Below are 24,696 nucleotides of genomic sequence, written 5' to 3'. Positions count from 1 at the left end.
TCAACTCCTTGATCTCTATCGGGGCTCGTGCGAATTTATTTAAAATTATAGATGATAGGACGAGATATCGCTGGAGAGAGCTAGCCCCCGGCAAGCCGTTCGGCCTCACGACGCACAGCCTCATTGCCAAAGTGCAGCACCAGGGGACGCAGGGTCCGGCGCAGGACTTCAATCACCTGGGCCCGGCCTGAGAGTTCCAGGGCTGCGGCCGCTTCTTGCCAGCTTCTTTTCTGCAATACTTTGACGATGAGCGCATTTCTCTCCACTTCCCCCAGCAGTGTCGCGCTCTCAGGGGCGGCAAGCGCCCCCCAAGTGAGCTTCCAAATAGGGCCAATACAGACCTCATAGACACGCCGACCAAAGGCAAAAGCCAGCACATCGGACCAATCCTGGGAATCCAAAGGGAGGGGGCCGGCTGGGTCCCCTCGGCGCAAGAGCCAAGCCGCAAGCTGGGGTTCCAACTCCCGCAACGGATCTGCAAGCTGGTGTGGCAGATGCACCAGGAAACGCTCTCGGGCTCTTTTGACCAGCGCCTGGCCGGAGCTGGATAAAGGGTGCAGAACAATGGCGGAGTGGGCCCCGCTGGTGGCCCCCCGCTTCACGCTGAGACGCACCGGCAGAAAATCCAATCGTTCCCAGAAGCGAAGCAACTCCACGGTCGCACCGAAGCTACTTCCCAGATAATCCAAGCCTTCCCCCCCGGTTTCCCTGATAATCGTATCCACCAGGTGAGTTCCCAGGCCTTGGCCCTGAACCGCAGGATGGACGGCAATACGCATGATCCGGGCACAATGCAGCCGTGGCGCCTGCGCCAAGCCCAAGTGGGCCGCCAGGGACTCCGGGAGTAAATGCCCATGGGGTCGAGTGCGCCCTTCCCAAATCCCTCTAGCCGTTTCCTCAACGAAACCGCCCTCCGCAGCAAGTAGCGCGGTGGCCACCACGTGCCCCCGGTAGCGCATCACATACACGGAAAGGTTGGGGCCATCGAGTAAATGGCGCAGATCGTAGGGGCGGGTCTGGTAGTGGGCCAACACCAGCAAGCCGAAGAGTTCAGACAGGGTGGCTTCATCCCTCACCAGGGCATCTCGATCCAACCGCTCAACCGCAACAGTCTCGGGTCTCGCCGACGCGACTGCCGAGTCTGGCGCCGCCGTGGCATCTAGCAGCAAGGCCCGAAAGACGAAATGCTCCAGGGGATCTCCGGATCTCCAGCGGATAGGGGTCTCCAGCCGCAGCCCTTTCCATCCTCGGGTTTTCTCATCCAGCACTCTGTGGAAACGAAGGGCGAAACCCCGCCCCGTTCCCTCATAACCATGAATGGTGGTGGCAAAAGCAATCCGAGAGTAACCCTGGAGCAATCGTTCCAACAAAGGGGTAGGGATGGTTGCCGCCTCATCCACTAACAGCAAATCCGCGGGTCGGGAAGTGCGGATAAGATCGTCCGGGGGGGCGAATTCCATGCCCGCCTCCGGGAGATGGAGGGCTGCCCGGGAAACCGTGGCTTGGGGCAATAGCCGTTGGGCATGGCGAAACACCGGCTCCACCGCATCCAACCGTGGTCCGGTGACGATGATGTGCTTGAGCCCCCGCTGCAGCAGCCTCGCCGCTGCAATCCCCAGGGCCGCCGATTTGCCCCGGCCCCGATCCGAGGTCAACACCACAGGCCGCCGCCGCTGCCCAGTCACCACCTTGACAATCGCCTCCACCGCCCGCCCTTGATCCTCGGTGCGGCACGCCGAATCCCCTGGAGAGGGAGGGTTACCACCCGTTTCTGCCCTCGCCGGGGCTGCAAACGGGACGCTGGGGAGTATTTTTCCTTGCTCGATGATTATCACCCCTTCAGCTTCGCGGAGGATGCGCACCAGGCGTTTCAGAAAACGCCCCGTGACCTCTGTGACCTCATAGGGCGCCGTCACAATGCGGGCATGCTCGGGATCATTGAAGCTTGGCCATGCCGCCAGGGGCGGAGTGAGCAATAGCAGCAGCCCGCCGCCCCGAATGGCGCCGGTGATGATTCCAAAGGCATCCAAGTCAAAACCGCTGTAGGCATCAAAGACGATGGCATCGACTTCTTGCCCCAACGACCGATGCGCCTTGGCGGCCTCCATCCTCCAGGCGTTTTCGGGGGCCTGGGCAGCGATCCACAGAACCGGTTCCAGGGAAGTGCTTGCTAAGCTGACCTGGGCGGCTTGCAGACACCACTCCCGGTCCCCAGACAATACCAAAGCGCGGCGATGGCCGCTCGCCTTGGCCGCGGCTACCAGAGAGGCTGTGATTTTCCTGATATTATCCAAGGTTGGAGGGAAGAGAATGGGGTGCACGATCAAGTGTCGAAAGGAGCATGAGATTTATGACCATCCTACCATTACCCTTATCACTTTGCCCTATCCCTTACCACAAACCCTTTAATACTTAATATTGAACAAGGCTCTGCGAGCAGCACAAGATATGCATCAATCCACACCTTCCCTCTCCGCCCAGGATCTCGCCGATCTCCGATGGGCACACCGACACCTGGAACACCCTTCATTTGCCGCACGCTTGAGCAATGTCGTGGGCACACCTATTGAGCAGGGGCTCAAACTCCTGCCCAAGCGCTGGTACCAACATCTCCATGGAGTCGTGGAGTTCAGTATTCGTCGCACCTTGGATATGGCGATTACCTCCATGGGACGCATTCCTCCCTCCGCTGCTCACGACCGTCTGCACAAGTTTATGGCGATGGGCAGTGGCACTATAGGCGGATTCTTTGCCCCGTTCACCCTCCTGGCCGAATTGCCCATCACCACAGCCCTCATGCTGCGCTCTATCGGGGACATTGCCCATAGCCAGGGCGAAGACTTAAATACCCTGGAAGCAAGGCTTGCCTGCATGGAGGTCTTTGCCCTAGGGGGCCGTACCAAAGAGGACGATGCTGCGGATACGGGCTACTATGGCATTCGCGCGACTCTCGCCTTCCACTTTTCTGATTTTCTTGACTACACGGGTGCGGGAGCCAATATACCTGCCGCCATTAATCTAATTCGGGCCACTACGGCCCGCTTTGGGGTAGTCATTTCCGATAAAGCGGCTGCGCAGATGATCCCCGTCGCTGGAGCAGTAAGTGGTGCCCTATTGAACTTGATCTTTATGCAGCATTTCCAAGACATGGCCCGAGGCCATTTCATCGTGCGCCGGCTGGAGAGAAAATATGACCCTGAGACGGTGAGAGCTGCGTACCAACAGTTAACCCAAGAAGAAGCGGAAGCCGAGAAAGAATACAGCCCCTTGGAAGGTTGGTAGCCAAAATAGGGGCCAATTTTCCTGGCAGAACAGCATTTAATCCATGGCTATACTTTGAGCTATAGGTACCTCGTCTAAAGGAGGCAAAGTCCATGGACAAAACTTTTCTGCTTTACTACAACCCGGAAACTGAAGAGTGGATCGTTCAGGAGAAAGACCTGGATGACCCGGATAAACCGCCTATAAATTATGGCACTTATAGCTCGGAAGAAGAAGCTAAAGCGCGGCTGCGGGAACTAAAAGCCTCCCATCCTGGTACCTAGGTTTTTTTTATCCTGTCTATGCTCCCGGTAAATAGGCCTGAATCCAATGGGAATATTCTTTACCCATATTCAGGGATTATCGCTGGGCAAACTGGGTGGCTAAATAAACCACGAATATCACCACCGCGAGCAAAATTGCCCAGGTCAGAGAAACGATAAATCGACTCATGTTCTCTAACAATCGGTCCGAAAACCGCTTTTTCTGGGCCTTCTTTTCTTCCTGGGATTTAGTCATCGCTCTGCCACTCGCCAACTTAGTGAATTGAATTATATTAATCTTAATCAATAGCCCTTTTGAACGCCGAATTCTCCGGGATGATTATTACCACCCACCAACCTATTTTCCTTCCCTGGCCAGGTTTTTTCTACAAGGGGCTACGGGCCGATACTCTGGTGCTTCTGGATCAAGTCCAATTTCCCCTGGGCCGAAGCTGGATGACCCGCAACCGGCTCAAAAGCGACCAGGGCGAACTCTGGCTCAGGGTCCCGGTGCGGAAAAAAGGCAGAGGAAAACAGAATATTCAAGACATTGAGATCCACAATGAAACCCACTGGCGCCAAAAACATCTCCAAAGCCTCCGGCAGCATTATGCCCATGCTCCCTATCTGGATGATCACCTGCCTCACCTAGAGGCAATCTATGCCTATCACCACTGCCGCCTGGCGGATCTCAACGTGGATCTGATCCAATATCTTTGGAACACCTTGGGCCTAAAAAGTACCTGGGTTTTACAGTCTGAACTGGGGGTTTCCGGCCAGGGCACGGAATTATTGGTCTCCGTCTGCCGCGCCTTGAACGCCGATACTTTTGTCACTTTGCCCCCAGCAGAGAAATATCTCGATAGGGAAAAGTTTAGCACCTGCGGCATTAATCTCGTCTTTACCCCTCTCCGCCCACCGGTCTATCCCCAGTTGTGGGGCGATTTTCGCTACAATCTCTCCGCGTTAGATTTGCTCTTAAATTGCGGCCCCAAGAGCTTGGATATTATCGCCTCTGCACAATAAAGCAGTTTATAATCACTTTCCTGGCAGCGGCCCCTCAGAAAAGCAAAAGCACGTCATGCCTGACCGGATAAAAATTTTTGTCAGTTACAGCCATCAGGACGCCGATTACCTCGAAGAGAACTCGCTGCTTGGATTCCTCAAGGGGCTGGAGAAAGAAAATATCGAGTTTTGGACTGATCAAAGTATCCGCCCAGGGGAACTGTGGGATGAGGTGATTAAAACCCAGATTCAGGACTCCCACATCGCCCTGGTGCTGGTTAGCCAAGGTTTTCTGGATTCAGACTACTGCCAAAACACCGAGATCAAACATTTTCTAGCCCACAAGGCCCATCTCTTTCCCGTCATTCTCTCACCTTGTGACTGGCGCCGGCACGAATGGCTGAAAAGCCGCCAATTCTTGCCTGGCGGCGACCAAACCGTGGAAGAACATTTTCAAGACAACGGCCGCCGCAAGCGTTTATTTCTGCAAATCCGCGAGCAGCTACGCGAGCGGGCGGAACTGATCCGGCAAAGTCATTACAACGGGCCGAGTCCTCCTCCGCCGCCAGGCCCCTTTCCAGGACCCTTTCCAGGAAAAGTCAAAATCGCCTTCTGTGATCGCCTGGGGGATGACTGGAAGCGCCTAGCCGATTGCCTGGAAATACGGGTCAGCGATCAGGCCCGATTTGAACGGGGCGACGAAGGCCGCGGGATCTGGGTGTGGCTGGAAAATCGCAGCCGTTTGTCTCAGCTACCTGCCGCCTTGCGGGAAATTAAGCGCGGGGAATTAGCGGAGTTGCTAGAAAACTTTTCTTGAATGGAATGATGGTGTATTCGGGCAAACAAAAAATCGCCTTTAGCAAGCGCTTGCAGCGTGACTGGAAAGATCTGGCAGATTACTTTGACATCCCACCTCAAGAACAAGCGGCATTTGACAAGGGCCATGAACCCCGAGACATATGGGTGTGGTTAGAGGAACGTGAGCGTCTACAAGAGTTACCGGAAGCACTGCACTACATAGACAGGGAAGATATTATAGCCGAAGTACTTACACCACCGACTCCACCTCCTCCCCCAGCGACTCACACACACCAGAAAGGCTCTCCCTTTCCAGGCTTGCGCGCCTTCACCACAAAGGAGGCCCGGCTTTTCTTTGGTCGTACGGCAGAAACTAACGAGCTATTAAACAAAATTAAGCAGCAGGCCTTAGTCGCCGTTATCGGCGCTTCCGGCTCTGGTAAATCCTCTCTCGTGGCAGCCGGGGGACTGCCGCGTCTGAGAGAACTCCCCGGCGGTGAAAGTTGGCAGAAAATACGTTTTACTCCTGGTGGATTAGGCGATGATCCTTTTCTCCCTTTGGCAGCCAAACTGGAACCTTATCTGGAAACCCACGATCTAAGTGGTCGCACTATCGCTGAAAAGCTACGCGCCACTGGTGATCTGGCCGCGCTAGTAAGGCCCTTATTTGAAGAACGGCCGGCAACCACTAAGTTGCTCTTCTTTATCGACCAATTCGAAGAGCTATTTACTCTGACCGAACCGAAACACCACAAGCGTTTCATTGCCATGTTGGAGAAAGCCGCACAGGCAGACCGGCTGCGTCTCGTTCTTGCCTTACGGGCTGACTTTTTTCACCATTGCATTGACTACCCTCGTTTTGACAAATGGCTACGGGCAGGTTTCTTTTCGCTGGCACCACCGGATCTCCTGGCCTTGATGGAGATGATCACAGGTCCTGCGGCAGTAGCAGGTTTATCCTTTGAGGAGGGACTGTCTGGGCGCATCCTCCGCGATACTGGCAACGAACCCGGCGCCCTCGCGTTGATGGCCTTCGCTTTGGCTGAACTTTATAAGGCATGCCAACCGGGCACCACGCTCACCCATACGGCTTACGACAGCTTCGGCGGCATCAAGGGAGCCATTGGCAAGCGGGCTGAGGACGCTTACGCTAAATTAAACAAAGACGCCCAAAACGCCTTGGCAGGAATCTTCAAAGAATTGGTAGAAATAGACTCGGAACGTGGTATTCCAACCCGAAGACGCTCATCGCTTACTCATTTCAAAACTACCCCCGCAGCATGCACATCCATTGAGCAATTCGCCAAAGCCCGATTACTGAACTGCGGCGATCCTGAGGAAGACAGGGATGTGGTGGAAGTCGCCCATGAGTCCCTGCTGACCCGCTGGCCTCGCTTAAAGAAATGGATTGAGGATCGCTTTGCCGACTTCTGGCGGCGCAAACAACTGCAACAGGCCGCTTTAGAGTGGGAAGTTCAGGAGCGCAAGGAGGCTTACCGCTGGTCCCATGAACGGGTGGTAGAAGCCTGTGGCATGCTCAAGCGCCTTGATTATCAACCCACCCCCCTAGAGCAGGAGTTCCTCGGGCCTATCCATCCCCAGCATATGCTGGCAGAAATCCAAGATCCAGACACCTCCCACGAGTGCCGCGCCCTGATTGGCGTTCGCCTCGCTCTCCTGGGTGACCCGGACCCGCGAAAGGGGGTAGGCCTCCGGGAAGATGGTTTGCCGGATATCGAGTGGCGTCAGGTGCCCCCCGGTGAGGTCATCTTGGAGGTCGAGGGAGATGAACCCGCCTTCCCGTTCCCGGTCGCCCCCTTTTATATTGCCCGCTATCCGGTGACCTGGCAGCAGTACCAGGCCTTTTTGGAAGCGGCCGACGGTTACAGTAACCCCGAACGGTGGCAAGGATTATTAGACCAACACTCAGCACCTGGTCGGCCGTTTCAAGCCTATGACAACCACCCGGCAGACAATGTCTCTTGGTTGGATGCGGTAGCTTTCTGCCGCTGGCTAAGCGCCCGCCTGGGCTATGAAATCCGCTTGCCGACGCAATGGGAATGGCAGCAAGCCGCCACCGGCGGCGACCCAGCAAATATGTATCCCTGGGGAGTGGAGGAGAATCCCGCCTATGCCAACACCTATGAATCGGGGCTGAGCCGCTCTACCGCGGTAGGCATGTATCCCCTCGGCGCTTCGCCCGTGGGGGCATTGGATATGGGCGGTAATCTCTGGGAGTGGTGTCTGAATGAATACAGGCATCCTGAACGTACCCAGTTAAGTGGCGATGAGTCCCGTGTGGTGCGCGGCGGGTCCTGGGGCAACGATCTAGGCCTTGCCCGCTCGGCCTTTCGCTATCATTATCTTCCCAATAACCGCTTCATCCTCATCGGGTTTCGGGTGGTGTGCTCATCCCCCATCTGATTTCTGAATCCCTGATCCCTTGCGAGCGCGCCCACTGGTTCCGCCGACGCAGGCGGCGCTTCCAGTAAGGCCGCCGACCACGGTTTGCGGCCCGAGGCGAAGGGGCTGAAGATGGCCCAGGCACGTCCCGTCCGCACGGAAGATCACGCCAAGACCTTCCCTCGGGCATATAAAAAATGGAGGCGGCTCCTGGGTTTCGCACCCTGAGCCGCCACCTCACTTGGCCTTCATCCAACCGCCCAACAGCCGCCCGAGTTCTGCGACCATCATGCTCACATGCCGGTACTGGCCCTCATTGAGCCAGCGCCACTGATGCGCCAAGCGTAGATATAACCGTAGTTTATTGAGCGCGGCATCGGCGTGGATCATTTTGCCCTCTTTAGCGACAGCAAACGCGAGCTATGGCGTTGGAAACAAGCCATAATTGAACGCTTGGCGGCGCTTAGATTAACCGTCCATCCCCAAGCCCAGGCTACACCCGTCCGCAGTGGCATCCCCTGGCTTGGGTTTATCGTTTACCCTACCCACCGCCGGGTCAAGGCCCGCAATGTGCGCAATTTCACGCGCCGCCTCCAGGCACGGTGGCGGGACTATTGTGCCGATAAAATTAGCTTTGCTGAATTCGATGCCAGCGTCCAAGGGTGGATTAACCATATGCGGTACGCCGATACTTGGGGATTACGGCGGCATCTCCTGGAGCGGCCCTTTAAGCGCTCGCTCGTCTAGCTTAACCTTAATCTGCAATGGCAACTTTACCCCTTCCCCCCTGGCGGCTGAGGTATAGACGGATAAAAGGGAATTGTTTAATTAAGAAACAAGCGGTTGCAAGAATAGAAGGAGTAGACAGGCACGGAGACATCTGATCTCATACGGGTCACGATTAAAAACCGAAGAGAGGTTGTTCCCGTGCCTGTGAAGAAGATTTTACACCGGATGTTGTCGGAGATCATGCATTTAAAACGCTTGTGGACGTTGGTGTTGTTGGTGGAGACGGTCTTGGAGACGAAGCGGTTATCGGTAACCCAGCTGGGTCGGTCATTGAAGTTACCGATTCAAGAGCGCAGTGGGATACGGCGGTCGGACCGATTTATGGGGAATAAGTACGTCCAAGCCCAAAGCAAAGCGGTGTATGAGGCGTTAGTCAAGCAGCTGGTGGGAAACAAACGGCGGCCGTGGATACTGGTAGATTGGAGTCATCTACCGAACACAGACTTGTATGTATTGCGGGCAGCATTAGTGGCGCCGGGACGGGCGTTGACCCTGTATGAGACGGTCCATGCGCAATCGCAGCAGGGGAATGAGCGCGTGCAGCGAGCTTTTTTAAAGACGCTCAAGGCGTTGTTACCGGCGGCGAGTCGGCCCGTGATTATCACGGACGCCGGATTTCATAATCCCTGGTTTAAGCAAATTGTGAGTTATGGCTGGGATTACGTAGGCCGGATCCGGGGGCGAAAATCCTACCGACCGGTGGGGGAGCGGGAATGGCGGCCCTGCCGAGAATTATGGGCGCAAGCCAGTGGCCGAGCGAAGGCACTCGGAGCGGTAGAGATGTGTCGTAAGAACCCGTTAAAGAGTAGGTTCTATTTGTTCAAAGGAAAAGCCCGGGGTCGGCATGGCAAGTCGATAGCCGAATACCGTCTGGCGGCGAAGGAGCCGTGGTTGTTGGCCAGCTCCTTGTGCGGTCGTCAATCGGCCAAGCGCGTGGTGAAACTCTATCGTACGCGGATGCAGATTGAAGAAGGGTTCCGGGATTTGAAAAGTCCAGCCTATGGCTTCAGTTTTAATCTGGCCTATAGTCGTGACCCGCACCGCATTGAGGTGTTGCTGTTGATTGCGGCTTTGGCAGGCATGGTGGCCTGGGCCGTGGGTTGGCTGACAGAGCGGCAACAATTACATTATCAGTTTCAGGCCAATTCGATAAAACATCGGCGCGTGCTCTCTCTATTCTATCTAGGCTGCCAAGTGATTCGACGAAAAGTAAGGGTAATCGTAAGTGAACAAAGTATCCGTGAGGTTTTCGATGCTATCGAAAATGAAGGATGCCCCCCATGAAACAGGGCAATTTATGAGGGTGTCAAGTTTTTTGTGTAACTAATTTTCACTTGGGCATCCGCTCAGCGAAGAGGATGACGAATTGATTGAGGGCGGCCTTCCAGTCCCGAATGGGTTGAGTCCATTTTTTGGTGATATTGTTCAGGGCCAGATAGAGCACCTTGAAAATGGCTTCATCCGTGGGAAAAGCGCCCCGGTTTTTCAAGACTTTTCGTAGTGAATAGTTCAATGATTCGATGGCGTTGGTGGTATAAATGGCTCGCCGGATCTGGGGTGGGTAATCAAAGAAGACCGTCAGCCGTGACCAATCGGCCCGCCAGCTGGGGCTGATGGCCGGATATGTCTCATCCCAACGCGCTGAGAAGCGCTCTAGGGCCTGTTCGGCCTCGGCCAGGGTCGCGGCGCCATAGATGGCCCGCAGGTCGGCCGCCACGGCCCGGCGCTGTTTCCAGGGGACATACTTCAGCGAGCCGCGCACCTTGTGCACGATGCACAGCTGAACCTGGGCCTGTGGAAACACCGCCTCGATGGCCTCAGGCAGGCCCTTGAGCCCGTCCACGCAGGCAATAAAGCAATCCTCGACCCCCCGGTTTTTCAGCTCATTGAATACCGACAGCCAGAATTTAGCCCCTTCGTTTTCACTCATCCACATCCCTAACAGCTCTTTCTCTCCCTCTAGATTGACCCCCAGGGCTAAGTACACTGCTTTCGTTTTCACCATGCCCTCCTGGCGTGATTTCACAAACAAGGCATCAAAATATAGGATGGGATAGACGGCCGATAGGGGCCGGCTTTGCCAGGCCCGCACCTCCTCCAACACCGCATCGGTCACCTGGGAAATCAGCGCCGGGGAGACCTCCACCCCATAGAGCTCTTCCAGCTGCGCCTCAATCTCTCGGGTCGAGAGCCCCCGGGCATACAGCGCTAGCACCTTCTCATCAAAGCCCTCCAGCCGACGCTGACGTTTCTTGACCAATTGCGGCTCAAAATTCCCATTGCGGTCCCGTGGCACCTCGATTTCCAATTGCCCCGCCTCGCTCTGAACCCGCTTCTTGCTCTTGCCGTTGCGGCTGTTGCCACTGCCCCGACCTTCCTGAGCATGGGGCGCGTACCCTAGGTGCTCAGTCAGCTCAGCCTCCAAAACCCGCTCCACCAAGCGCTTGCTCAGCTGCTTCAATAACCCATGCTCGCCCAGAACCTCTTTCGGGCTATTGCACTCCTTCAGAAGTTCATCCAGCAACTCATCGGTCTTTTTTTCAATACTGGTCATCAGTGCTTTCTCCTTGTTGTTAATTACAGATCACCAGTTACACAGTTATTTGTACACCCCCCAATTTATGCGTCTATCCTACAGCCCTGGCGGGGGAAGGCGGGGATGGGGGGTAATTAAACTAGCTCATCATCCACAGTTACCGCCACTTTTTCACCCCCACCCTAACCCTCCCCCATCAAGGGGGAGGGAACAGAAAACAAAGATTGATGCCTTTCTCACCTACCTCAGTCAGCGTGATGCAGATTAGAGTTTCATCGTGACTGATTTCAATGGGGCGTCGCACTTCCTTGTGCTCCTTCAAGGGAGAGATTTAGATACTCCGCAATCACAAAAATGAAGCAAAGCTAACGCCCTATATCTTCCAGAAAAATACATATAATCTGATACCATCAGATTATTCAAACCGAGGATAAGCCTATGAGAACGTTGACATCCTTCCCGCCCTAAAGGACGGGAATTCCTTCCGCAAGACGGCGATGCCCCGCCGCGAGAATGTTCATGGCTGCGTTCACGTCTCTATCGTGATGCACCCCACACCCAGGGCATGACCATTCTCTTATTCCAAGACCTGCCCTACCTCTCGGACTACCGTTGCTGATACCGCCACAGCACGAACAGGCTTGGGTAGTGTGCGCTTCGTTGATCTCTACAAACTCGGCTTGCATCGCTTTCGATTTATAATCAAGCTGAGTTTTCAGCATCAACCCGCCCCCATCTAAAACAGATTTAGCCCTTTTAGTTTTAGCAAGGCGGGAACTGCTGAGATTACCCACGACGATGAATGCATTCTCACGAACCACTTGGGTCGTGAATTTATGGAGGGCGTCTAAACGCCTATTTTTGATCTTGGCATGGATAGCCTTGACCCGTTTTTTCTTGTTAGCCCGTTGCGCTTTTGCCAGTTGCGCTTGCCCATTACGGTAGAAACGAGACGCTTCCAGCTTCAAACCGTTGCTGCAAGTGGCGGTATCCTTTAAACCCAGGTCGATACCCACCTGCCCGGTGGCAGTGGACTGCTCAATAGCCACTTCGACCACGAGGTTGAAATACCAGCGTCCACGGGCATCCTGCGAGAAAGAACCGGAACGCAACGCCTGCTGAGACAAAAGGAGTGACCGGCAAAGTACACCTGACCCTTCTTCCATTTGGCGGCGCCTTTCTTGAAAGGCACCCATCCCAGAGAACGGCGTGGACCACCAGAAACACGCCAGCGGAGCTTGTCAGTTTTGAATTGCTTGCGCGCTTTGTGGTGCGCGGCAATCACTTCCTGCACGCTGGTGGAGTGAATAATAAAGCCGCGTTCCAGCTTGATGCTTTTTAGCAGCTTTTGCAGCTCGTATGCCGTGAAATTGTTGCGGATATAACCCGCACCGGGAACAGGTACATAGGAATCATCCGCCGTGATTTCGTTAGCCGCATTCCAGACCTGATTGACTTCAAAAGCCATGCGCTCAAGGACTGGCTTATGCTTATCCTTGACTCTGACTTTCAGGGCTTTTATGTTGGTCTTAAATTTCATCACTTAATATTAACAGAACCGCCCTACATCCCCTCCCTGAAGGAAGGGGCTTTGGGCGGAATTTCGGTAAACGCTACGGAATTCGTCCGAAATTTTAGGAAATTCCTGGATAGCCTGGAACTTACGGGAGAAGAAATAGTGATTGTCAGGAATCACCAGGAGGTGGCGCGGCTTATTCCGGGACCGGCCCATCAAACGGCCCTGGAAGCCATGGCCGATCTTTACAGGACCCTCTCTAAAGAGGCCGCCGCCGATTGGATTACCGATAGCCGCCGTAGCGGCGAAGCCACCCTCGATGAAGAGATTCAAAATCCATGGGCTACCTAATTGACACTTGCATCTGGGTAGATGTGGAACGAGGAACATTGGCGCCGGCGGACATCGCGATCATCACCCGCCAGGAGCCCGTTTATCTTTCCCCGATCATTATTGCTGAGCTGAAATACGGCGCCGAAATAGCCCGCTGATCCCAGTATCCGTCAGAAGCGCCTGGCGGCCTTACGAAGGCTTCAGCATAAGCCCTCGTTGCGCATCGATGAAAACACGGGCGAAATCTTTGGCAGCCTAGCGGCCCAAATTCGTACCTCGGGCCGAGCCATTCGTTACCGAGTCCAAGATCTATGGCTCGCCAGCCAGGCAGTGCAGCACAACTTTAAATTGCTGCCCCATAATGAAGGCGATTTCAAGGATATTCCCGGATTGGACTTAGTGATCTGGCAAAAAGCAGCAGAATTACGCTAAATGGCGCCAGGCTCCCTATGGCCACAATAACGGGGCAAACAGCACCTCTTACCCCTTCCCCCCTGGCGGGGGAAGGCGGGGATGGGGGGTAATCAAACTAGCTCATCATCTACAGTTACCGCCGCTTTTTCACCCCCACCCTAACCCTCCCCCATCAAGGGGGAGGGAATAAAAAACAAGGAGTTAATGTCCTTTACCTACTCACTTATAGCGTTTCCCTATAGGAAATTGCCTCCGGAATCTATGACCGGAAATCCGCCGCCGCCATAACGCCTGTTCAGCCTCGGTCATATTTTTCCGTAGCGCCGCTACTCAGAATCTATGAAAATCTCATAGGTTCGTTCGCGCCGTCTCTGCCATTGCCAGGCTTTAAAACCGTGGTCTTATATGGCTCTTGCGCGCATTTAACGTCTCGCCGCAGCCTGTCGGGACGGTGCTCAAGAGCACGAAGCCATGATAAACGCGAGGATTTAGGCGTGTCAAGGGCGCGGCAAAAAATATTTTTAGAGATAATCATATATTAATCAAACAGTTAAAAGCCATAGCTCGCCGGGTACTCATGGCAGGGTAAATATGCCCTACCCATTATTTTGGCCGGTTGAGGGTAATGATTTCACCGAATTTCATGTATTCATTGGCCCCTAGACGGCCGATGGGATTGAGCTGATCTCCATGGACCTTGAGCCTACCCTCCTTGCTGCTGCAAATTGCATCATCCACATAGAGAGTGTGGACACGGCCGAAAATCAGGGCTTGGGGGCCACTGCCGATTTCCTGGATTTCATAACACTCGCAGCCATAAGCCACCCGAGCTTCTTGAAGCCGTGGCAACCGCGAGCCTGGAAAGGGGGTCACCGGCAGGCCAAGCTGCTCCACTTCCGAGGCTTCAGCGGGCAGGGTCACAGAACTGGCGTTCAATGCCTCCAATATTTCCAAATGGGCAATGTGGACCACGAAATCCCGGCGCTCTTCGATATTCACCCAACTATCCTTGCGGGTTCCATCGGGCTTTTTTCCCACTGAAATGAGAATCAGGGGCGGCTTGCTACAGACCGCGGTGAAATAGGAAAAAGGGGCCAGGTTATAACTCCCCCCGGCGTTTTCCGATAACACCCAGGCAATGGGGCGGGGAATTAAGGTCTGGATAAGATTGAAATAAACTTCTTTCGGGCTCAGATTATCCAATTCGATATGCATAATTTTTTGACGCTATGGGCAATACATTTTGATGCGCGCCCCCTGAGGGCATCCTTCGGATGTCCCGATTCGCTCCCGGCGAATCGGTGACGAAGTAGATTTTTAAATTTTGAAATTTATTAAAATTTTTGCCTAGATACTATACTGACCATGGAAAACTACCTGATACTGGTATCAGGCCGCAATCTCGGCCTTGCCAAGATAGTGGACTCCCTCAGGCTAACGCCCGCTTTTTATCGCCTCCCTGATGCGGTGAACATAACTATTCATCGCGTGATCCCTAAAAGCTTCCTGCCCCAGCTTATCTAGATCCCGGGTAGCGCCTTGGAAACTATTCCGCAAACGCTTCCAAAGCGGCAGATCCGGGCTGAGCTTCCCCTCCCCATCGATATAGATCAAGCGCTCGGTATGCCAATAGCGTAATCGAGGGCCGGGTAGAGGCACGTGGGGCACGATATCATTATTATTGATAAACCGGATCCCCCGCCCTTCAAATGCCTGATCAAACGCCCTAGCAAAGCTATAGTTCCCCGCCCGAGGCTGGCCAAAAGTATATACCCCCTGAACAGGGATCTGCTCCTGCAATTGCAACCGCGCTCCGGCCAATAGAGCCAACGCCCCCCCAAGACTATGGCCGCCAAGCCAGAGGGGTTGCTGGGCCGTACGAGACTCGCTTAGAGCGTCTTGGAGCTTCGGCCAAATACCCATCAGTGCTTCCCAAAATCCCCGGTGGACTTCCCCCGCAGGCCCCGAAACCAGTTTGAGCATGACATTGGTATGCCAGTCCTTAAGGTTACGGGCTTCGGTTCCCCGAAATAGGAGTAAAACTAAGTTGGCATTGCCGCAGACAAAGGCTTGGGTCTCCTTCTCCTGAACAAAGCGGTAGTGGTCAAACCCCCACTGTCTCACCATCGGCTCGATTATCGCCGAATCTTCATAAGCCAAGTTGGAGGCACACGCCAGGCCAAGGGCATTGTGGGCATGGTAGCTTTCGGCACGGGGTTGGAACGGCGTTTCGGTGGGATCGTAAACATAGTCTCTTGCGTCCATTGTTTTTATTCCTCTTATGCTAAGCTTTCTAAGAATTAAGATTAGACCGATAGGCCAAAAAACCATGGTCCAAAATGTCACCCAAAAGCTGATTGCTAATCACTTGATTTCCGGTGAGATGGAGCCCGGCGCGGAAATCGCTTTGCGCATTGATCAAACCTTGACCCAGGATGCCACCGGCACCCTCGTGATGCTGGAATTCGAAGCCATGGGGATTCCCCGGGTCAAAACCGAACTCTCTGTCCAATACGTCGACCATAATCTCATCCAGGAAGACTTTAAAAATCCGGATGATCACCTGTTTCTACGCAGTGCCTGCAAAAAGTTCGGCCTCTGGTACAGCCGTCCGGGTAATGGGGTCAGCCACCCCGTGCATATGGAGCGCTTCGGCGTCCCAGGCAAAACCTTGCTGGGCTCGGACAGCCATACCCCCGCCGCGGGCTCCCTGGGGATGCTGGCCATAGGCGCAGGGGGACTGGAAGTGGCCATGGCCATGGCCGGGGAGCCGTTTTATATGAAGATGCCCAAGGTGTGGGGCGTCAAATTGACGGGTCGGCTTCCCGATTGGGTGAGCGCCAAGGACGTCATTCTGGAGATGCTGCGCCGTCACGATGTCGATGGGGGAAGAGGCAAAATCATCGAATACTACGGGCCGGGCTTGGCAAATCTGACCGCCATGGACCGTCACGTCATCGCCAATATGGGGGCCGAACTTGGCGCTACCACTACCGTCTTTCCCGCCGATGGGGCGGTAAAAGAGTTTCTCAAAACTCAAGGCCGGGAAGAAGCCTGGGCGGAACTGGTAGCTGAGCCGAATGCCGACTACGACGAGCACGAGGAAATCAATCTCTCCGAACTAGAACCCCTGATTGCCCTCCCCAGCAGCCCGGGCAAAGTGGTTCCCGTACGGGAAGTAGCCGGCCGGGAGATTTATCAGACCTATATCGGCTCATCCGCTAATCCAGGCCTGCGAGACTTTGCCATTGCGGCCCTGATTGTCGATGGCAAACAAGTCCACGACCGGGTGTCCTTCGACATTAATCCCACCTCACGGCAAATCCTGGAAAACCTGATCTCCCTGGAACTGTTAGGAAAGCTCATCCACGCGGGAGCCCGCCTCCATCAAGCCGGCTGCAATGGCTGCATTGGCATGGGGCAGGCACCGGCCACCGGACGCATCAGTCTGCGCACCGTCCCTAGAAATTTTCCTGGACGCTCGGGTACTAAAGAAGATCAAGTCTATCTATGCAGCCCGGAGACGGCTGCCGCCTCGGCCTTGACCGGGGAAATTACCGATCCGCGCACCCTGGCCATGGACTATCCCCCCTTCCGGGAACCGAAGTCCATCCGCATTAACATCAGCATGCTGTCCCCCCCGGCTGAGAAAGAAGAAGAAGTCGAGCTGGAAAAAGGCCCCAACATCCAACCACTGCCCCCATTCGAGCCACTCCCTGATGATTTGGAAGGCCCGGTGCTGTTAAAGGTCGGTGACGATATCTCCACGGATGAAATCATGCCGGCCGGGGCCAGGGTACTGCCCTTTCGTAGCAATATCCCGGAGATCAGCAAATTTGTATTCGAGCCCATTGACGAAAATTACTACCAGCGGGCCATGGAACATCAACAGCAGGGCTCCTGGGTCGTGGGTGGGGAGAATTACGGCCAGGGGTCGAGCCGGGAGCATGCTGCCCTGGCCCCCCGATACCTGGGTCTGAAGGCGGTGCTTGCCAAGAGTTTTGCCCGGATTCACTGGCAGAATCTGGTCAATTTCGGCATCTTACCGCTCACCTTCGTCAAACCGGATGACTGGGAACGCATTGATCAGAGCGACGTCCTCTACCTTGCCAATGTCCGCAATGCCATCCAAAGGGGAGAAAAACTGACGGTCAGCAATAAGACCAAACAAGAAGACTACGAACTCAGGCATTCAATGAGCCCTCGGCAGGTGGAGATGATCCTGGAAGGCAGCCTTATTAACCTAATTCGTAAGAAACAATAGCCGCCAGTGGACAAAGGAAATAATTTCACCAATCGCCTGGTCATCATGGGGGCCGCCGGCCGTGATTTCCATAATTTCAATGTGGCCTATCGGGATGATCCCGGCAGCCAAGTCATCGCCTTCACGGCCACCCAAATCCCGGAAATCGCCGGACGCCGTTATCCCCCTTCCCTGGCGGGGCCCCGCTATCCGGAGGGCATTCCCATTGTAGAAGAAACGGCATTAGCCACTCTCTGCCGTCAAGAACATATCAGTCAAGTGGTCTTTGCCTACAGCGATGTGGACTATGCCCATGTCATGCACCAAGCTTCCATCGCCCTGGCCGCGGGGTCGGATTTTCTGCTCCTGGGTCCCGAACGCACCATGTTACAGGCGAAGGCGCCGGTCATTGCCGTCTCGGCGGTAAGAACCGGCTGCGGCAAATCCCAAACCAGCCGCTGGCTTTCCCAACTGCTGAGAAAAAAAGGATTGCAGGTAGCGGTCATCCGCCATCCCATGCCCTATGGAGACCTGGCGCAGCAGGCGGTACAGCGCTTTGCCACCCCTGCGGATCTGGAAGCGGCCCACTGCACCATTGAAGAACGGGAGGAATACGAACCCCACCTGGCGGCGGGCAATGTGGTTTATGCAGGCATCGATTATGCCCAAATCCTGGCCCAGGCCGAAGGGGAAGCCGATGTCATTCTCTGGGATGGGGGCAATAATGATTTTCCCTTCATCCGTCCCGACTTGCACATCGTGCTGGTGGACCCCTTACGTCCCGGAAGCGAAACCAGCCATCATCCCGGGGAAGCCGTACTGCGGATGGCGGATATCATTGTCATCGCCAAGGTCAATTCAGCCTCCGCAGAAGATATAGAACAAGTTACGGCAACAGCCCGCCAAATTAACCCCTCCGCCACCCTGATCCAGGGCGCTTCCCAGGTGCAACTGGATGATCCCGAAAGGGTGCGGGGAAAGCGAGTCCTGGTAGTGGAGGACGGCCCCACCATGACCCATGGCGGAATGCCCCATGGCGCCGGCTATGTGGCCGCCACCCAAGCCCAAGCGGCAGAGATTGTTGATCCCCGCCAGGTGGCGGTGGAGAAAATCGCTGCGGTTTATGCCCAATATCCCCATATGGGACCGGTACTCCCCGCCGTGGGCTACCATCCAGAACAACTCCAAGCCCTGAGGGAAACCCTCAATGCCGCTAATGTGGATGTGGTGGTCTCAGCAACCCCCTGTGACCTGGGCGCCTTGATTGAACTTAACAAACCTATCGTTCGGGTGCGCTATGAATTCGCGGAAGCCGAGGAACCGGGGCTAGGCCACTGGGTGGAAACGTTTCTCCGGGAACAAAAGCTGGAATCCAGGGATTAATCCCAAGCAATCAATGTCCCCGCCTCGCCGGCCAGGATGGCCTGGGCGTCCTGGAGTTGGCCAATGCCGGCAATGCCCCCCGTCTCTTCCACGAATTCACAAGCCGCTTCCACTTTGGGTCCCATGGAGCCGGGGGCAAAGGAAAATTGACGCAGAACCGATGGTGAAATACGCCGAATAGGCCGGGCTTGAGGCTGCCCCCAGTCCTGCCATACGGCTTCCACATCAGTCAGCATCAAGAAAGCATCCGCTTTCAATTCCCGGGCCAAAAGGGAGCTAGCTAAATCCTTATCAATCACCGCTTCAATGCCCACCAGGCGGCCCTTCTCCTGGCGCACGGTGGGGATTCCACCGCCGCCGGCGCAGATCACAACCACGCCCCGGCTCACCAGTAGCTCAATCACGCTCAATTCCAGGATTTGCTGAGGGCGGGGGGACGGGACTACCCGACGGTATCCCTTGCCCTCCCGGCCGATATGCCATCCTTGTTCCCGGGCCAGCCTTTGGGCCTCGGCTTCCCGATAGACCGGACCAATGGGCTTGGTGGGGTTTTGAAACGCCGGATCAGCGGGGTCCACCTGAATCTGAGTCAACAGAGTTGCGCAGTGGCGGCCAGGGGGAAGTGCATTGCTTAATTCCTGCTCGATCAGATAGCCGATTTGACCTTCGGTTTCTGCATCCAGGATATCCAAGGGATAAATTTCATCGGGCTGATAGGCGGCGCCCTGGAGGGCCAGCAACCCTACCTGGGGACCGTTGCCATGGGTAATGACTAATAGATGCTGGCCGGCAATCGGGGCGAGGGCTTCAGCCGCGATCCGCACATTGCGACGCTGATTCTCCGCAGTCAAAGGCTCGCCGCGGCGAAGCAGGGCGTTACCTCCCAGGGCAATGACGACACGCACCGTTATTTATTGAAAATCAAGGGGAGGAAAAAGGCTGGAGAAGCCAATTAGGCTGGGCATATTCCACATTAGGATTGGCCTCCAATTCCTTGACTATCGCTAAGGTCTGATCTTGACTTTCCTGAGCGGAAAGGGTTTCCATCCGCGCCATCTCTTCAGGAACAAATTTATAAACCATTTCCCCTCCCGAAGTACGCCGGGAGGTGCTTTCCAATCCCAACTGTCCCATCTCCCCCTGAGACAAGGCGGCGGCGGCCCCTTCCTTTATCTTGACAATGATCTCCCCCGGAACGAAGGTCGGCATGGCGGAACGCGCCATCACCACGTCGAAACTTCCCTCTTCCTCCCCTCCGTAAATTCCCATGCCCGTCTCCTTAAAGTGTATTTATATTTATTTAAAATTCCCTGGTTTTACGCAGATAGCTCAAATGGTTTTATAGACACCCCCCGGCTATTTCTCTACCAAATTTTTTAGGGGGTTTGCTGTTGGCCAGAATATTTCGCGCTCCTCAACTACCCCTATAGCCCCACACTTAGCAGGTAGCGTGCGCCAGGCGCACGAAGAGAAATCAGGAGAAGATTCTCGCCCCCCCTCACTGGAAAAATCCGGGATGTTGTAAGATTCCGCAAAAATAACTTTGGATGCGGGATAAAACTCGTCAAAAAACCCCATGAATTTTCAACCCAGTCCCCTACAAGCCTTGATTCTGTGGCGATTACTGACCAGCGAAGGGCAAGCCTACCTGGCCGATATCCGACCCAAGCCTAAACGGCGCGACCGGAAAGCCCTGCTAGAGGCTGGATTTATCGAAGAAGAATGGCGCCGCAAGCCCAAAGGCGGCCGAGCGATCTACGTGCAGCTGACGGATAAGGCCTGGGCCTGGGCAGGGGACCATATGGATGCTAAGCTTTCCCATCAGTCTCCCGCTGCCGGCCCTATTTTTCAGGCCTTTCTTACCCGATTACAACCGATCCTGAAGCGCCGTCAAATCACCCTGGCGGAGATCTTCAGTTCAACCCAGCAAGCTCTCCCCAGGGAAGATCCGGAGCAGCAGTTACAGGAAGCTTACTTCCATCTCTCTGGCGGCCAAGGGAATGTCCGGGTCCGACTGGCCCAGCTCCGACAAAGATTAGGGACGATTCCCCGTTCCACCCTGGATGGGGTGCTGCTGAAGCTACAACAGGAAGGAAAATTGGTGCTGTCGCCTCTCGATGACTCCCGGGAAATTTCAGCAGCGGACCAGGAAGCAGCCCTCAGCGTGGCTGGATTTAAACGACATATCGTCTACATGCAGAAGTGAACTAATGGACCAATGTAAGATACTGAAGGCGGTCAATTTTGACTGGACCATGCAGCTTAAAAGTGTATGGGATGACTTGGCGTTTCACACGCCTGGACTCCATGAAAACTTGCGAACTGAACTCATTGAAATCTTGCAGAATAGGGCGGGAAGCAATGGTCAGAATCCCCTGGGGCAAGTCATTACCGGTCCGGCAGGGGCCGGAAAAACCCATTTCCTCGGCACCCTGCGCCAGGAGGTGGCCCCCCTCCCGGCCTGGTTCGTGTTAGTGGATATGACCGATGTCAAGGATTTTTGGGAAACGGTGCTGCTGGGATATACCAGCTCCCTGCAGCAAACGATTTCAGGAAATCGCCCCCAATTCCATGACCTCCTGGCAAATCTCCTGAGCCCTGAAATCAAGGCTCCAAACATCCGTCGCACTTTCCATCGAGCCGGATCTCAACCGGCACCTTCCCCCGGCCTTGTGCAACGGCTGATCACTTTGCTGCTGAGGAGGAAACCCCAACATCGAGAAGTGGCGGATGCTCCCCCAACCCCCCGGCAAATTGCGGAATACGGAGATGAAGACCTGGCCAGGGTGATGAGGCACACCCTCAACCGCCTGAGCAAACAATACCCGGAGGAGATCAGAGAACACCAAGACGCCCTTCGCGCCTTGATGCTCCTTAATTCTAACGATCTGGAGCGGTCCAACGTGGGCTATAGCTGGCTTCAGGGAATGCCTATCGACCAGACGGACCGGCAACTCTTCGGCTTTTTATGGCCCCAAAGAGAGGCTTCCGAAATCGTAAAATCCTTGTCTTGGCTCATGAGTCTCCATAGGCCCACCCTGCTCGCCTTTGATCAACTCGACGCCATTGTAGCCCAGCACCACCTCACCGCCGGGGCTAAATCCACAGCACCGATGACAGCGGAACAGGGGGCTTCCCAAGCCATCATTGAAGGGATTGCGGACGGCCTTATGGCCATCCGGGATACAGTTTACCGCACCCTTACGGTTCTGGCCTGCCTGGAGGCTAGCTGGGAAATACTGCGGCAAGGGAGCCTGACTTCGGCCACCGATCGGTTCGACTCCCCCCACACCCTGGCGCCCATTAATAATGCCACCCTCGCTGAGGAAATCGTCACCCTCCGCTTGGCTGAGGCCTACCGCGCCCAAGGTTTTAAACCCCCCTATGCGAGTTGGCCTTTCCAGCCCCAGGTCTTTGCCAGCGCCGCCACGCTCCTGCCCCGGGAATTGCTGAAGCGCTGCGAGGAACACCGAGTCCAATGCCTGAAAAAGGGAAAAGTCATCGAACTGACCGACTTCGAAACCCCACCGAACTCCTTTGAAAGTTCAGGCAATATTCCCACGGAGTCCGAACTTGATCAGTCCTACGAGGCATTCTGCCGCCAAGCCCCCTTACAGGAGCTGCTGGCCGAGGAAGCGGAAGACGAAACCCTGTGCCAGTTGCTACAGGCGGTCTGCCGTTGCCTGTTGCGGGAAAACCCCCTACCGGATAATAGGGAGGCCGCGGTAGACACTGAATTCCCGGGAGATAAAAACTACCGTTCCCTTCATGCCCGGGTTCGGCTCATGGATTCTAGCCAGAAGGATCGGGAACACCACTATTGTTTTCGGGCCTTACAGAAGACTCATGCCGTTGCCTATCAGAGTCGTCTCAATGCGGCCCTCACCGCTTCCGGGATTGATCCCCAGCTGCCTTTCAGAAAACTGGTCATCCTCCGCACCACGCCATTGCCCCCCGGCAAGGTCACCCAAGAAATCACCGACCAATTTCTCCAGGCAGAGGGTCAATTCGTTGCCCCTAATGAACAGGATCTGCGGGCCATGTGGGCACTCTATCAGCTTGAGCAGCAAAATTTGCCTGACTTTGAAGCTTGGCTTTGCAAACACCGCCCGGCCACCCAACTCCAGTGGGTGCAGGAAACCCAATTAGCCCAGGATCTCCCTGATAAACCCGCCCCCGAAGGCAACCCGTTAGACCCAGGGGCAAGCACAGAGGTCTGGACGGAATACCTGCCTTCTCGGCATGAAAGTCCCAAAGCCCCCACGCCCCTCTACCCATCCACCCTCCCGGTGGGGCGAACCTTATCCAACCCAGCCGAATCGGTAGCCATCTCCCTGCCGATGCTCACCCAATATACCGGGGTTTTGGCGGGAAGCGGAGCGGGCAAAACCGTGCTCCTCAAGCGGTTGGTGGAAGAGGCGGCATTGCTGGGAATCTCCTCCATCGTGCTAGACCACACCAATGGGCTGGCCTCTCTCGGGGATAGCTGGCCACAACACCCTGATTCCTGGACTCAGGAAGACAAGGAAAAAGCCGAGCACTATCACGCCAAAGCCGAAGTCATCATCTGGACTCCCGGACAAGCCGCCGGCAACCCCCTGAAACTGGAACCACTGCCTGATCTTGCCTCCCTCGTAGAGCACCCAGAAGCGTTGGATCAAGCCCTGGAGATGGCCCAAGCAACCCTGAAAGACATCGTTGCCCCAGGGGAATCCGCCAGTTCCCATTATAAAATGGGGGTTCTTACTTCGGCGCTGAAGTTTTTTGCTCTCCAGGGAGGTAAAACCCTGCCGGACCTTATCGCTATCCTCTCTAACCTACCGGCGGAAGTGAGTCAGGGGATCTCCAGCGCCTCTCGTTTCGGCAGCGAGATGGCCCAGCGCCTGCAAGCGGAAATAGAGAGTAATCCTTTGTTCCAGCAGGAAGGCCCTGCCCTCAATCCCGCCCTCCTCTTCGGGGACGCTGCCCTGAAACGACCGAGGGTTTCCGTCATCAACCTGGCCGGCTTGCCTGACCTTAGAACCCAGCAGCAGTTTCTCAATCAGTTGGCCATGACCCTCTTGAACTGGATCACACGACACCCGGCGCCCCCCTCGATGCCGGTGCAGGGATTTTTGGTGATGGACGAGGCCAAAGAGTTTATTCCTGCCGAAAAATCCGCGCCGTGTAAAGAAAATCTGCTGCGACTGGCGGACCATGCCCCCACCTGCGGCCTTGGATTGATTTTCGCCACCCAGGCGCCTAAAAATATCGACTCCCTGGTGATGGCCAACTGCTTCACCCAATTTTTTGGAAAGGCCAGCGCACCGGCCACCATCGAAGCGGTACAGGAACAGCTCAAGATGCGCGGCGGAAAGGGTGACGATATTCCCACCCTAGAAGCCGGCCATTTTTATTTCCATACGGAAGGAATGCCGGCACCAGAAAAAATCGCCGTCCCCTGGTGCCTCTCCTACCACCCGCCCAATCCCCTAGAGAAATCCGAAGTTCTCCAACGGGCGGCGGCTTCCCGTTTCCATGTCAAAGACCAATAATACTAATCCCAGAAATTAACGCTCTTTTATCCCTTCTCCCCTGGCGGGAGAAGGTTAGGATGAGGGGGGGTTAATAGTTAATAAAGAATGTTTTTTATTGAGATTGGTATAAGACCCGCGCCCCGAGATTCCTCTGGGGCCGGGTATTTTTGGGAACCCGTTCACATTCCTTGGAGGCCCTTTGAAAAAAATTTGATTTTTTTTTCGAGAAAACTTGC

The 24,696-nt window shown here is 55.2% G+C and carries 25 protein-coding genes and 1 pseudogene; 14 read left to right on the top strand and 12 right to left on the bottom strand.

Annotated elements, in window-relative coordinates:
- Nucleotides 1-80: 80 nt before the first annotated feature.
- Complete coding sequence (locus NHAL_RS07290) at nucleotides 81-2,321, bottom strand: tRNA(Met) cytidine acetyltransferase TmcA (RefSeq protein ID WP_013032530.1); 2,241 nt, start codon at nucleotides 2,319-2,321, stop codon at nucleotides 81-83.
- A gap of 127 nt (nucleotides 2,322-2,448) precedes the next feature.
- Here NHAL_RS07290 and NHAL_RS07285 point away from each other — a divergent pair, with 127 nt between their 5' ends.
- Both NHAL_RS07285 and NHAL_RS20985 read left to right on the top strand, forming a co-directional pair.
- Nucleotides 2,449-3,282, top strand: a complete 834-nt coding sequence (locus tag NHAL_RS07285) for an EcsC family protein (RefSeq protein ID WP_013032529.1) — start codon at nucleotides 2,449-2,451, stop codon at nucleotides 3,280-3,282.
- 92 nt (nucleotides 3,283-3,374) lie between these two features.
- Nucleotides 3,375-3,545, top strand: a complete 171-nt coding sequence (locus NHAL_RS20985; RefSeq protein WP_013032528.1) for a hypothetical protein — start codon at nucleotides 3,375-3,377, stop codon at nucleotides 3,543-3,545.
- 76 nt (nucleotides 3,546-3,621) lie between these two features.
- Here the strand turns inward: NHAL_RS20985 and NHAL_RS21505 are convergent, their stop codons facing one another.
- Nucleotides 3,622-3,780, bottom strand: coding sequence for a hypothetical protein (locus NHAL_RS21505; RefSeq protein WP_013032527.1), 159 nt, complete (start codon nucleotides 3,778-3,780; stop codon nucleotides 3,622-3,624).
- A gap of 59 nt (nucleotides 3,781-3,839) precedes the next feature.
- Between NHAL_RS21505 and NHAL_RS07280 the strand changes: the two genes are divergently transcribed.
- From NHAL_RS07280 to NHAL_RS07270, 3 genes are read left to right on the top strand one after another with little or no spacing between them, the layout of a single operon-like run.
- Nucleotides 3,840-4,550 carry a WbqC family protein gene (locus tag NHAL_RS07280; RefSeq protein WP_157862501.1) on the top strand — a complete coding sequence of 237 codons (711 nt, stop codon included), beginning with the start codon at nucleotides 3,840-3,842 and terminating at the stop codon, nucleotides 4,548-4,550.
- Between the two features lie 55 nt (nucleotides 4,551-4,605).
- Complete coding sequence (locus tag NHAL_RS07275; RefSeq protein ID WP_013032525.1) at nucleotides 4,606-5,346, top strand: toll/interleukin-1 receptor domain-containing protein; 741 nt, start codon at nucleotides 4,606-4,608, stop codon at nucleotides 5,344-5,346.
- Nucleotides 5,347-5,351: 5 nt separating this feature from the next.
- Nucleotides 5,352-7,751, top strand: coding sequence for an nSTAND1 domain-containing NTPase (locus tag NHAL_RS07270; RefSeq protein ID WP_013032524.1), 2,400 nt, complete (start codon nucleotides 5,352-5,354; stop codon nucleotides 7,749-7,751).
- Here the strand turns inward: NHAL_RS07270 and NHAL_RS20980 are convergent.
- Both NHAL_RS20980 and NHAL_RS20975 read right to left on the bottom strand, forming a co-directional pair.
- Nucleotides 7,737-7,898 (bottom strand): hypothetical protein, encoded by a 162-nt coding sequence (locus NHAL_RS20980; RefSeq protein WP_157862499.1) that lies wholly within the window; start codon nucleotides 7,896-7,898, stop codon nucleotides 7,737-7,739. The genes NHAL_RS07270 and NHAL_RS20980 overlap by 15 nt on opposite strands.
- 69 nt (nucleotides 7,899-7,967) lie before the next feature.
- Nucleotides 7,968-8,120, bottom strand: coding sequence for a four helix bundle protein (locus NHAL_RS20975; RefSeq protein WP_157862497.1), 153 nt, complete (start codon nucleotides 8,118-8,120; stop codon nucleotides 7,968-7,970).
- Here NHAL_RS20975 and NHAL_RS07265 point away from each other — a divergent pair.
- Nucleotides 8,112-8,477 (top strand): RNA-dependent RNA polymerase family protein, encoded by a 366-nt coding sequence (locus NHAL_RS07265; protein WP_049780599.1) that lies wholly within the window; start codon nucleotides 8,112-8,114, stop codon nucleotides 8,475-8,477. The two genes, NHAL_RS20975 and NHAL_RS07265, sit on opposite strands and share 9 nt — an antisense overlap.
- Before the next feature lie 186 nt (nucleotides 8,478-8,663).
- Nucleotides 8,664-9,803, top strand: coding sequence for an IS4 family transposase (locus NHAL_RS07260; protein WP_238985334.1), 1,140 nt, complete (start codon nucleotides 8,664-8,666; stop codon nucleotides 9,801-9,803).
- Nucleotides 9,804-9,849: 46 nt separating this feature from the next.
- On the opposite strand, the gene NHAL_RS07255 is transcribed toward NHAL_RS07260, so the two are convergent.
- From NHAL_RS07255 to NHAL_RS21820, 3 genes are all read right to left on the bottom strand, one after another.
- Entirely contained in the window at nucleotides 9,850-11,073 is a 1,224-nt protein-coding gene (locus NHAL_RS07255; protein ID WP_013031487.1) for an IS256 family transposase, read from the bottom strand.
- Nucleotides 11,074-11,519: 446 nt separating this feature from the next.
- Nucleotides 11,520-12,113 (bottom strand): RNA-guided endonuclease InsQ/TnpB family protein, encoded by a 594-nt coding sequence (locus NHAL_RS21500; RefSeq protein ID WP_238985466.1) that lies wholly within the window; start codon nucleotides 12,111-12,113, stop codon nucleotides 11,520-11,522.
- Nucleotides 12,050-12,595, bottom strand: coding sequence for a hypothetical protein (locus NHAL_RS21820; RefSeq protein ID WP_238985465.1), 546 nt, complete (start codon nucleotides 12,593-12,595; stop codon nucleotides 12,050-12,052). The genes NHAL_RS21500 and NHAL_RS21820 overlap by 64 nt, the downstream gene beginning before the upstream one ends.
- A 51-nt stretch (nucleotides 12,596-12,646) precedes the next feature.
- Here NHAL_RS21820 and NHAL_RS07245 point away from each other — a divergent pair, with 51 nt between their 5' ends.
- The 3 genes from NHAL_RS07245 to NHAL_RS19725 are packed head-to-tail and all read left to right on the top strand — an operon-like array spanning nucleotide 12,647 to nucleotide 13,336.
- Complete coding sequence (locus NHAL_RS07245; protein WP_013032523.1) at nucleotides 12,647-12,922, top strand: type II toxin-antitoxin system Phd/YefM family antitoxin; 276 nt, start codon at nucleotides 12,647-12,649, stop codon at nucleotides 12,920-12,922.
- Nucleotides 12,910-13,062 carry a PIN domain-containing protein gene (locus NHAL_RS20970; protein ID WP_157862495.1) on the top strand — a complete coding sequence of 51 codons (153 nt, stop codon included), beginning with the start codon at nucleotides 12,910-12,912 and terminating at the stop codon, nucleotides 13,060-13,062. The genes NHAL_RS07245 and NHAL_RS20970 overlap by 13 nt, the downstream gene beginning before the upstream one ends.
- Before the next feature lie 58 nt (nucleotides 13,063-13,120).
- Nucleotides 13,121-13,336: a PIN domain-containing protein gene (locus tag NHAL_RS19725; protein WP_049780598.1), complete on the top strand. Its 216-nt coding sequence runs from the start codon at nucleotides 13,121-13,123 to the stop codon at nucleotides 13,334-13,336.
- 201 nt (nucleotides 13,337-13,537) lie between these two features.
- Here NHAL_RS19725 and NHAL_RS20255 read toward each other — a convergent pair.
- From NHAL_RS20255 to NHAL_RS07230, 3 genes and pseudogenes are all read right to left on the bottom strand, one after another.
- A pseudogene (locus NHAL_RS20255) lies at nucleotides 13,538-13,630 on the bottom strand (DUF559 domain-containing protein); the annotation flags it as partial.
- Between the two features lie 291 nt (nucleotides 13,631-13,921).
- The gene (locus NHAL_RS07235; protein WP_013032522.1) at nucleotides 13,922-14,533 is read right to left on the bottom strand and encodes a flavin reductase family protein; all 612 of its coding nucleotides are present in this window, start codon (nucleotides 14,531-14,533) and stop codon (nucleotides 13,922-13,924) included.
- 219 nt (nucleotides 14,534-14,752) lie between these two features.
- A complete protein-coding gene (locus NHAL_RS07230) occupies nucleotides 14,753-15,583 on the bottom strand; it encodes a lipase family protein (RefSeq protein ID WP_013032521.1) in 831 nt (276 codons plus the stop codon).
- A 64-nt stretch (nucleotides 15,584-15,647) separates the two neighbouring features.
- Here NHAL_RS07230 and NHAL_RS07225 point away from each other — a divergent pair, with 64 nt between their 5' ends.
- A complete protein-coding gene (locus NHAL_RS07225; RefSeq protein ID WP_013032520.1) occupies nucleotides 15,648-17,582 on the top strand; it encodes an aconitate hydratase in 1,935 nt (644 codons plus the stop codon).
- A 6-nt stretch (nucleotides 17,583-17,588) separates the two neighbouring features.
- Nucleotides 17,589-18,944, top strand: a complete 1,356-nt coding sequence (locus tag NHAL_RS07220; protein ID WP_013032519.1) for a cyclic 2,3-diphosphoglycerate synthase — start codon at nucleotides 17,589-17,591, stop codon at nucleotides 18,942-18,944.
- Here NHAL_RS07220 and arcC read toward each other — a convergent pair.
- Nucleotides 18,941-19,849, bottom strand: a complete 909-nt coding sequence (gene arcC, locus NHAL_RS07215; RefSeq protein ID WP_013032518.1) for a carbamate kinase — start codon at nucleotides 19,847-19,849, stop codon at nucleotides 18,941-18,943. The genes NHAL_RS07220 and arcC overlap by 4 nt on opposite strands.
- A gap of 16 nt (nucleotides 19,850-19,865) precedes the next feature.
- Entirely contained in the window at nucleotides 19,866-20,213 is a 348-nt protein-coding gene (locus NHAL_RS07210; protein WP_013032517.1) for a S8 family serine peptidase, read from the bottom strand.
- A gap of 307 nt (nucleotides 20,214-20,520) precedes the next feature.
- Here NHAL_RS07210 and NHAL_RS07200 point away from each other — a divergent pair, with 307 nt between their 5' ends.
- On the top strand, nucleotides 20,521-21,150 hold the full coding sequence (locus NHAL_RS07200) for a helix-turn-helix domain-containing protein (protein WP_013032516.1): 630 nt from the start codon (nucleotides 20,521-20,523) through the stop codon (nucleotides 21,148-21,150).
- A gap of 4 nt (nucleotides 21,151-21,154) precedes the next feature.
- Nucleotides 21,155-24,478 (top strand): ATP-binding protein, encoded by a 3,324-nt coding sequence (locus tag NHAL_RS07195; RefSeq protein WP_013032515.1) that lies wholly within the window; start codon nucleotides 21,155-21,157, stop codon nucleotides 24,476-24,478.
- Nucleotides 24,479-24,696: the final 218 nt, after the last annotated feature.

Source organism: Nitrosococcus halophilus Nc 4, assembly GCF_000024725.1.
Taxonomy (GTDB): Bacteria; Pseudomonadota; Gammaproteobacteria; order Nitrosococcales; family Nitrosococcaceae; genus Nitrosococcus; species Nitrosococcus halophilus.
Note: the sequence above shows the minus strand (reverse complement) of the source record. Positions and strands in the feature narration are given on the sequence as shown.

Coding starts and splice junctions, on each gene's coding strand:
- NHAL_RS07275 (WP_013032525.1), top strand. CDS start 4,606: ATGCCTGACCGGATAAAAATTTTTGTCAGTTACAGCCATCAGGACGCC.
- NHAL_RS07235 (WP_013032522.1), bottom strand. CDS start 14,533: ATGCATATCGAATTGGATAATCTGAGCCCGAAAGAAGTTTATTTCAAT.
- NHAL_RS07285 (WP_013032529.1), top strand. CDS start 2,449: ATGCATCAATCCACACCTTCCCTCTCCGCCCAGGATCTCGCCGATCTC.
- NHAL_RS07200 (WP_013032516.1), top strand. CDS start 20,521: ATGAATTTTCAACCCAGTCCCCTACAAGCCTTGATTCTGTGGCGATTA.
- NHAL_RS07230 (WP_013032521.1), bottom strand. CDS start 15,583: ATGGACGCAAGAGACTATGTTTACGATCCCACCGAAACGCCGTTCCAA.
- NHAL_RS20970 (WP_157862495.1), top strand. CDS start 12,910: ATGGGCTACCTAATTGACACTTGCATCTGGGTAGATGTGGAACGAGGA.
- NHAL_RS07255 (WP_013031487.1), bottom strand. CDS start 11,073: ATGACCAGTATTGAAAAAAAGACCGATGAGTTGCTGGATGAACTTCTG.
- NHAL_RS07270 (WP_013032524.1), top strand. CDS start 5,352: ATGATGGTGTATTCGGGCAAACAAAAAATCGCCTTTAGCAAGCGCTTG.
- NHAL_RS20975 (WP_157862497.1), bottom strand. CDS start 8,120: ATGATCCACGCCGATGCCGCGCTCAATAAACTACGGTTATATCTACGC.
- NHAL_RS07210 (WP_013032517.1), bottom strand. CDS start 20,213: ATGGGAATTTACGGAGGGGAGGAAGAGGGAAGTTTCGACGTGGTGATG.
- NHAL_RS21820 (WP_238985465.1), bottom strand. CDS start 12,595: ATGAAATTTAAGACCAACATAAAAGCCCTGAAAGTCAGAGTCAAGGAT.
- NHAL_RS07195 (WP_013032515.1), top strand. CDS start 21,155: ATGGACCAATGTAAGATACTGAAGGCGGTCAATTTTGACTGGACCATG.
- NHAL_RS21505 (WP_013032527.1), bottom strand. CDS start 3,780: ATGACTAAATCCCAGGAAGAAAAGAAGGCCCAGAAAAAGCGGTTTTCG.
- NHAL_RS07225 (WP_013032520.1), top strand. CDS start 15,648: ATGGTCCAAAATGTCACCCAAAAGCTGATTGCTAATCACTTGATTTCC.
- NHAL_RS20985 (WP_013032528.1), top strand. CDS start 3,375: ATGGACAAAACTTTTCTGCTTTACTACAACCCGGAAACTGAAGAGTGG.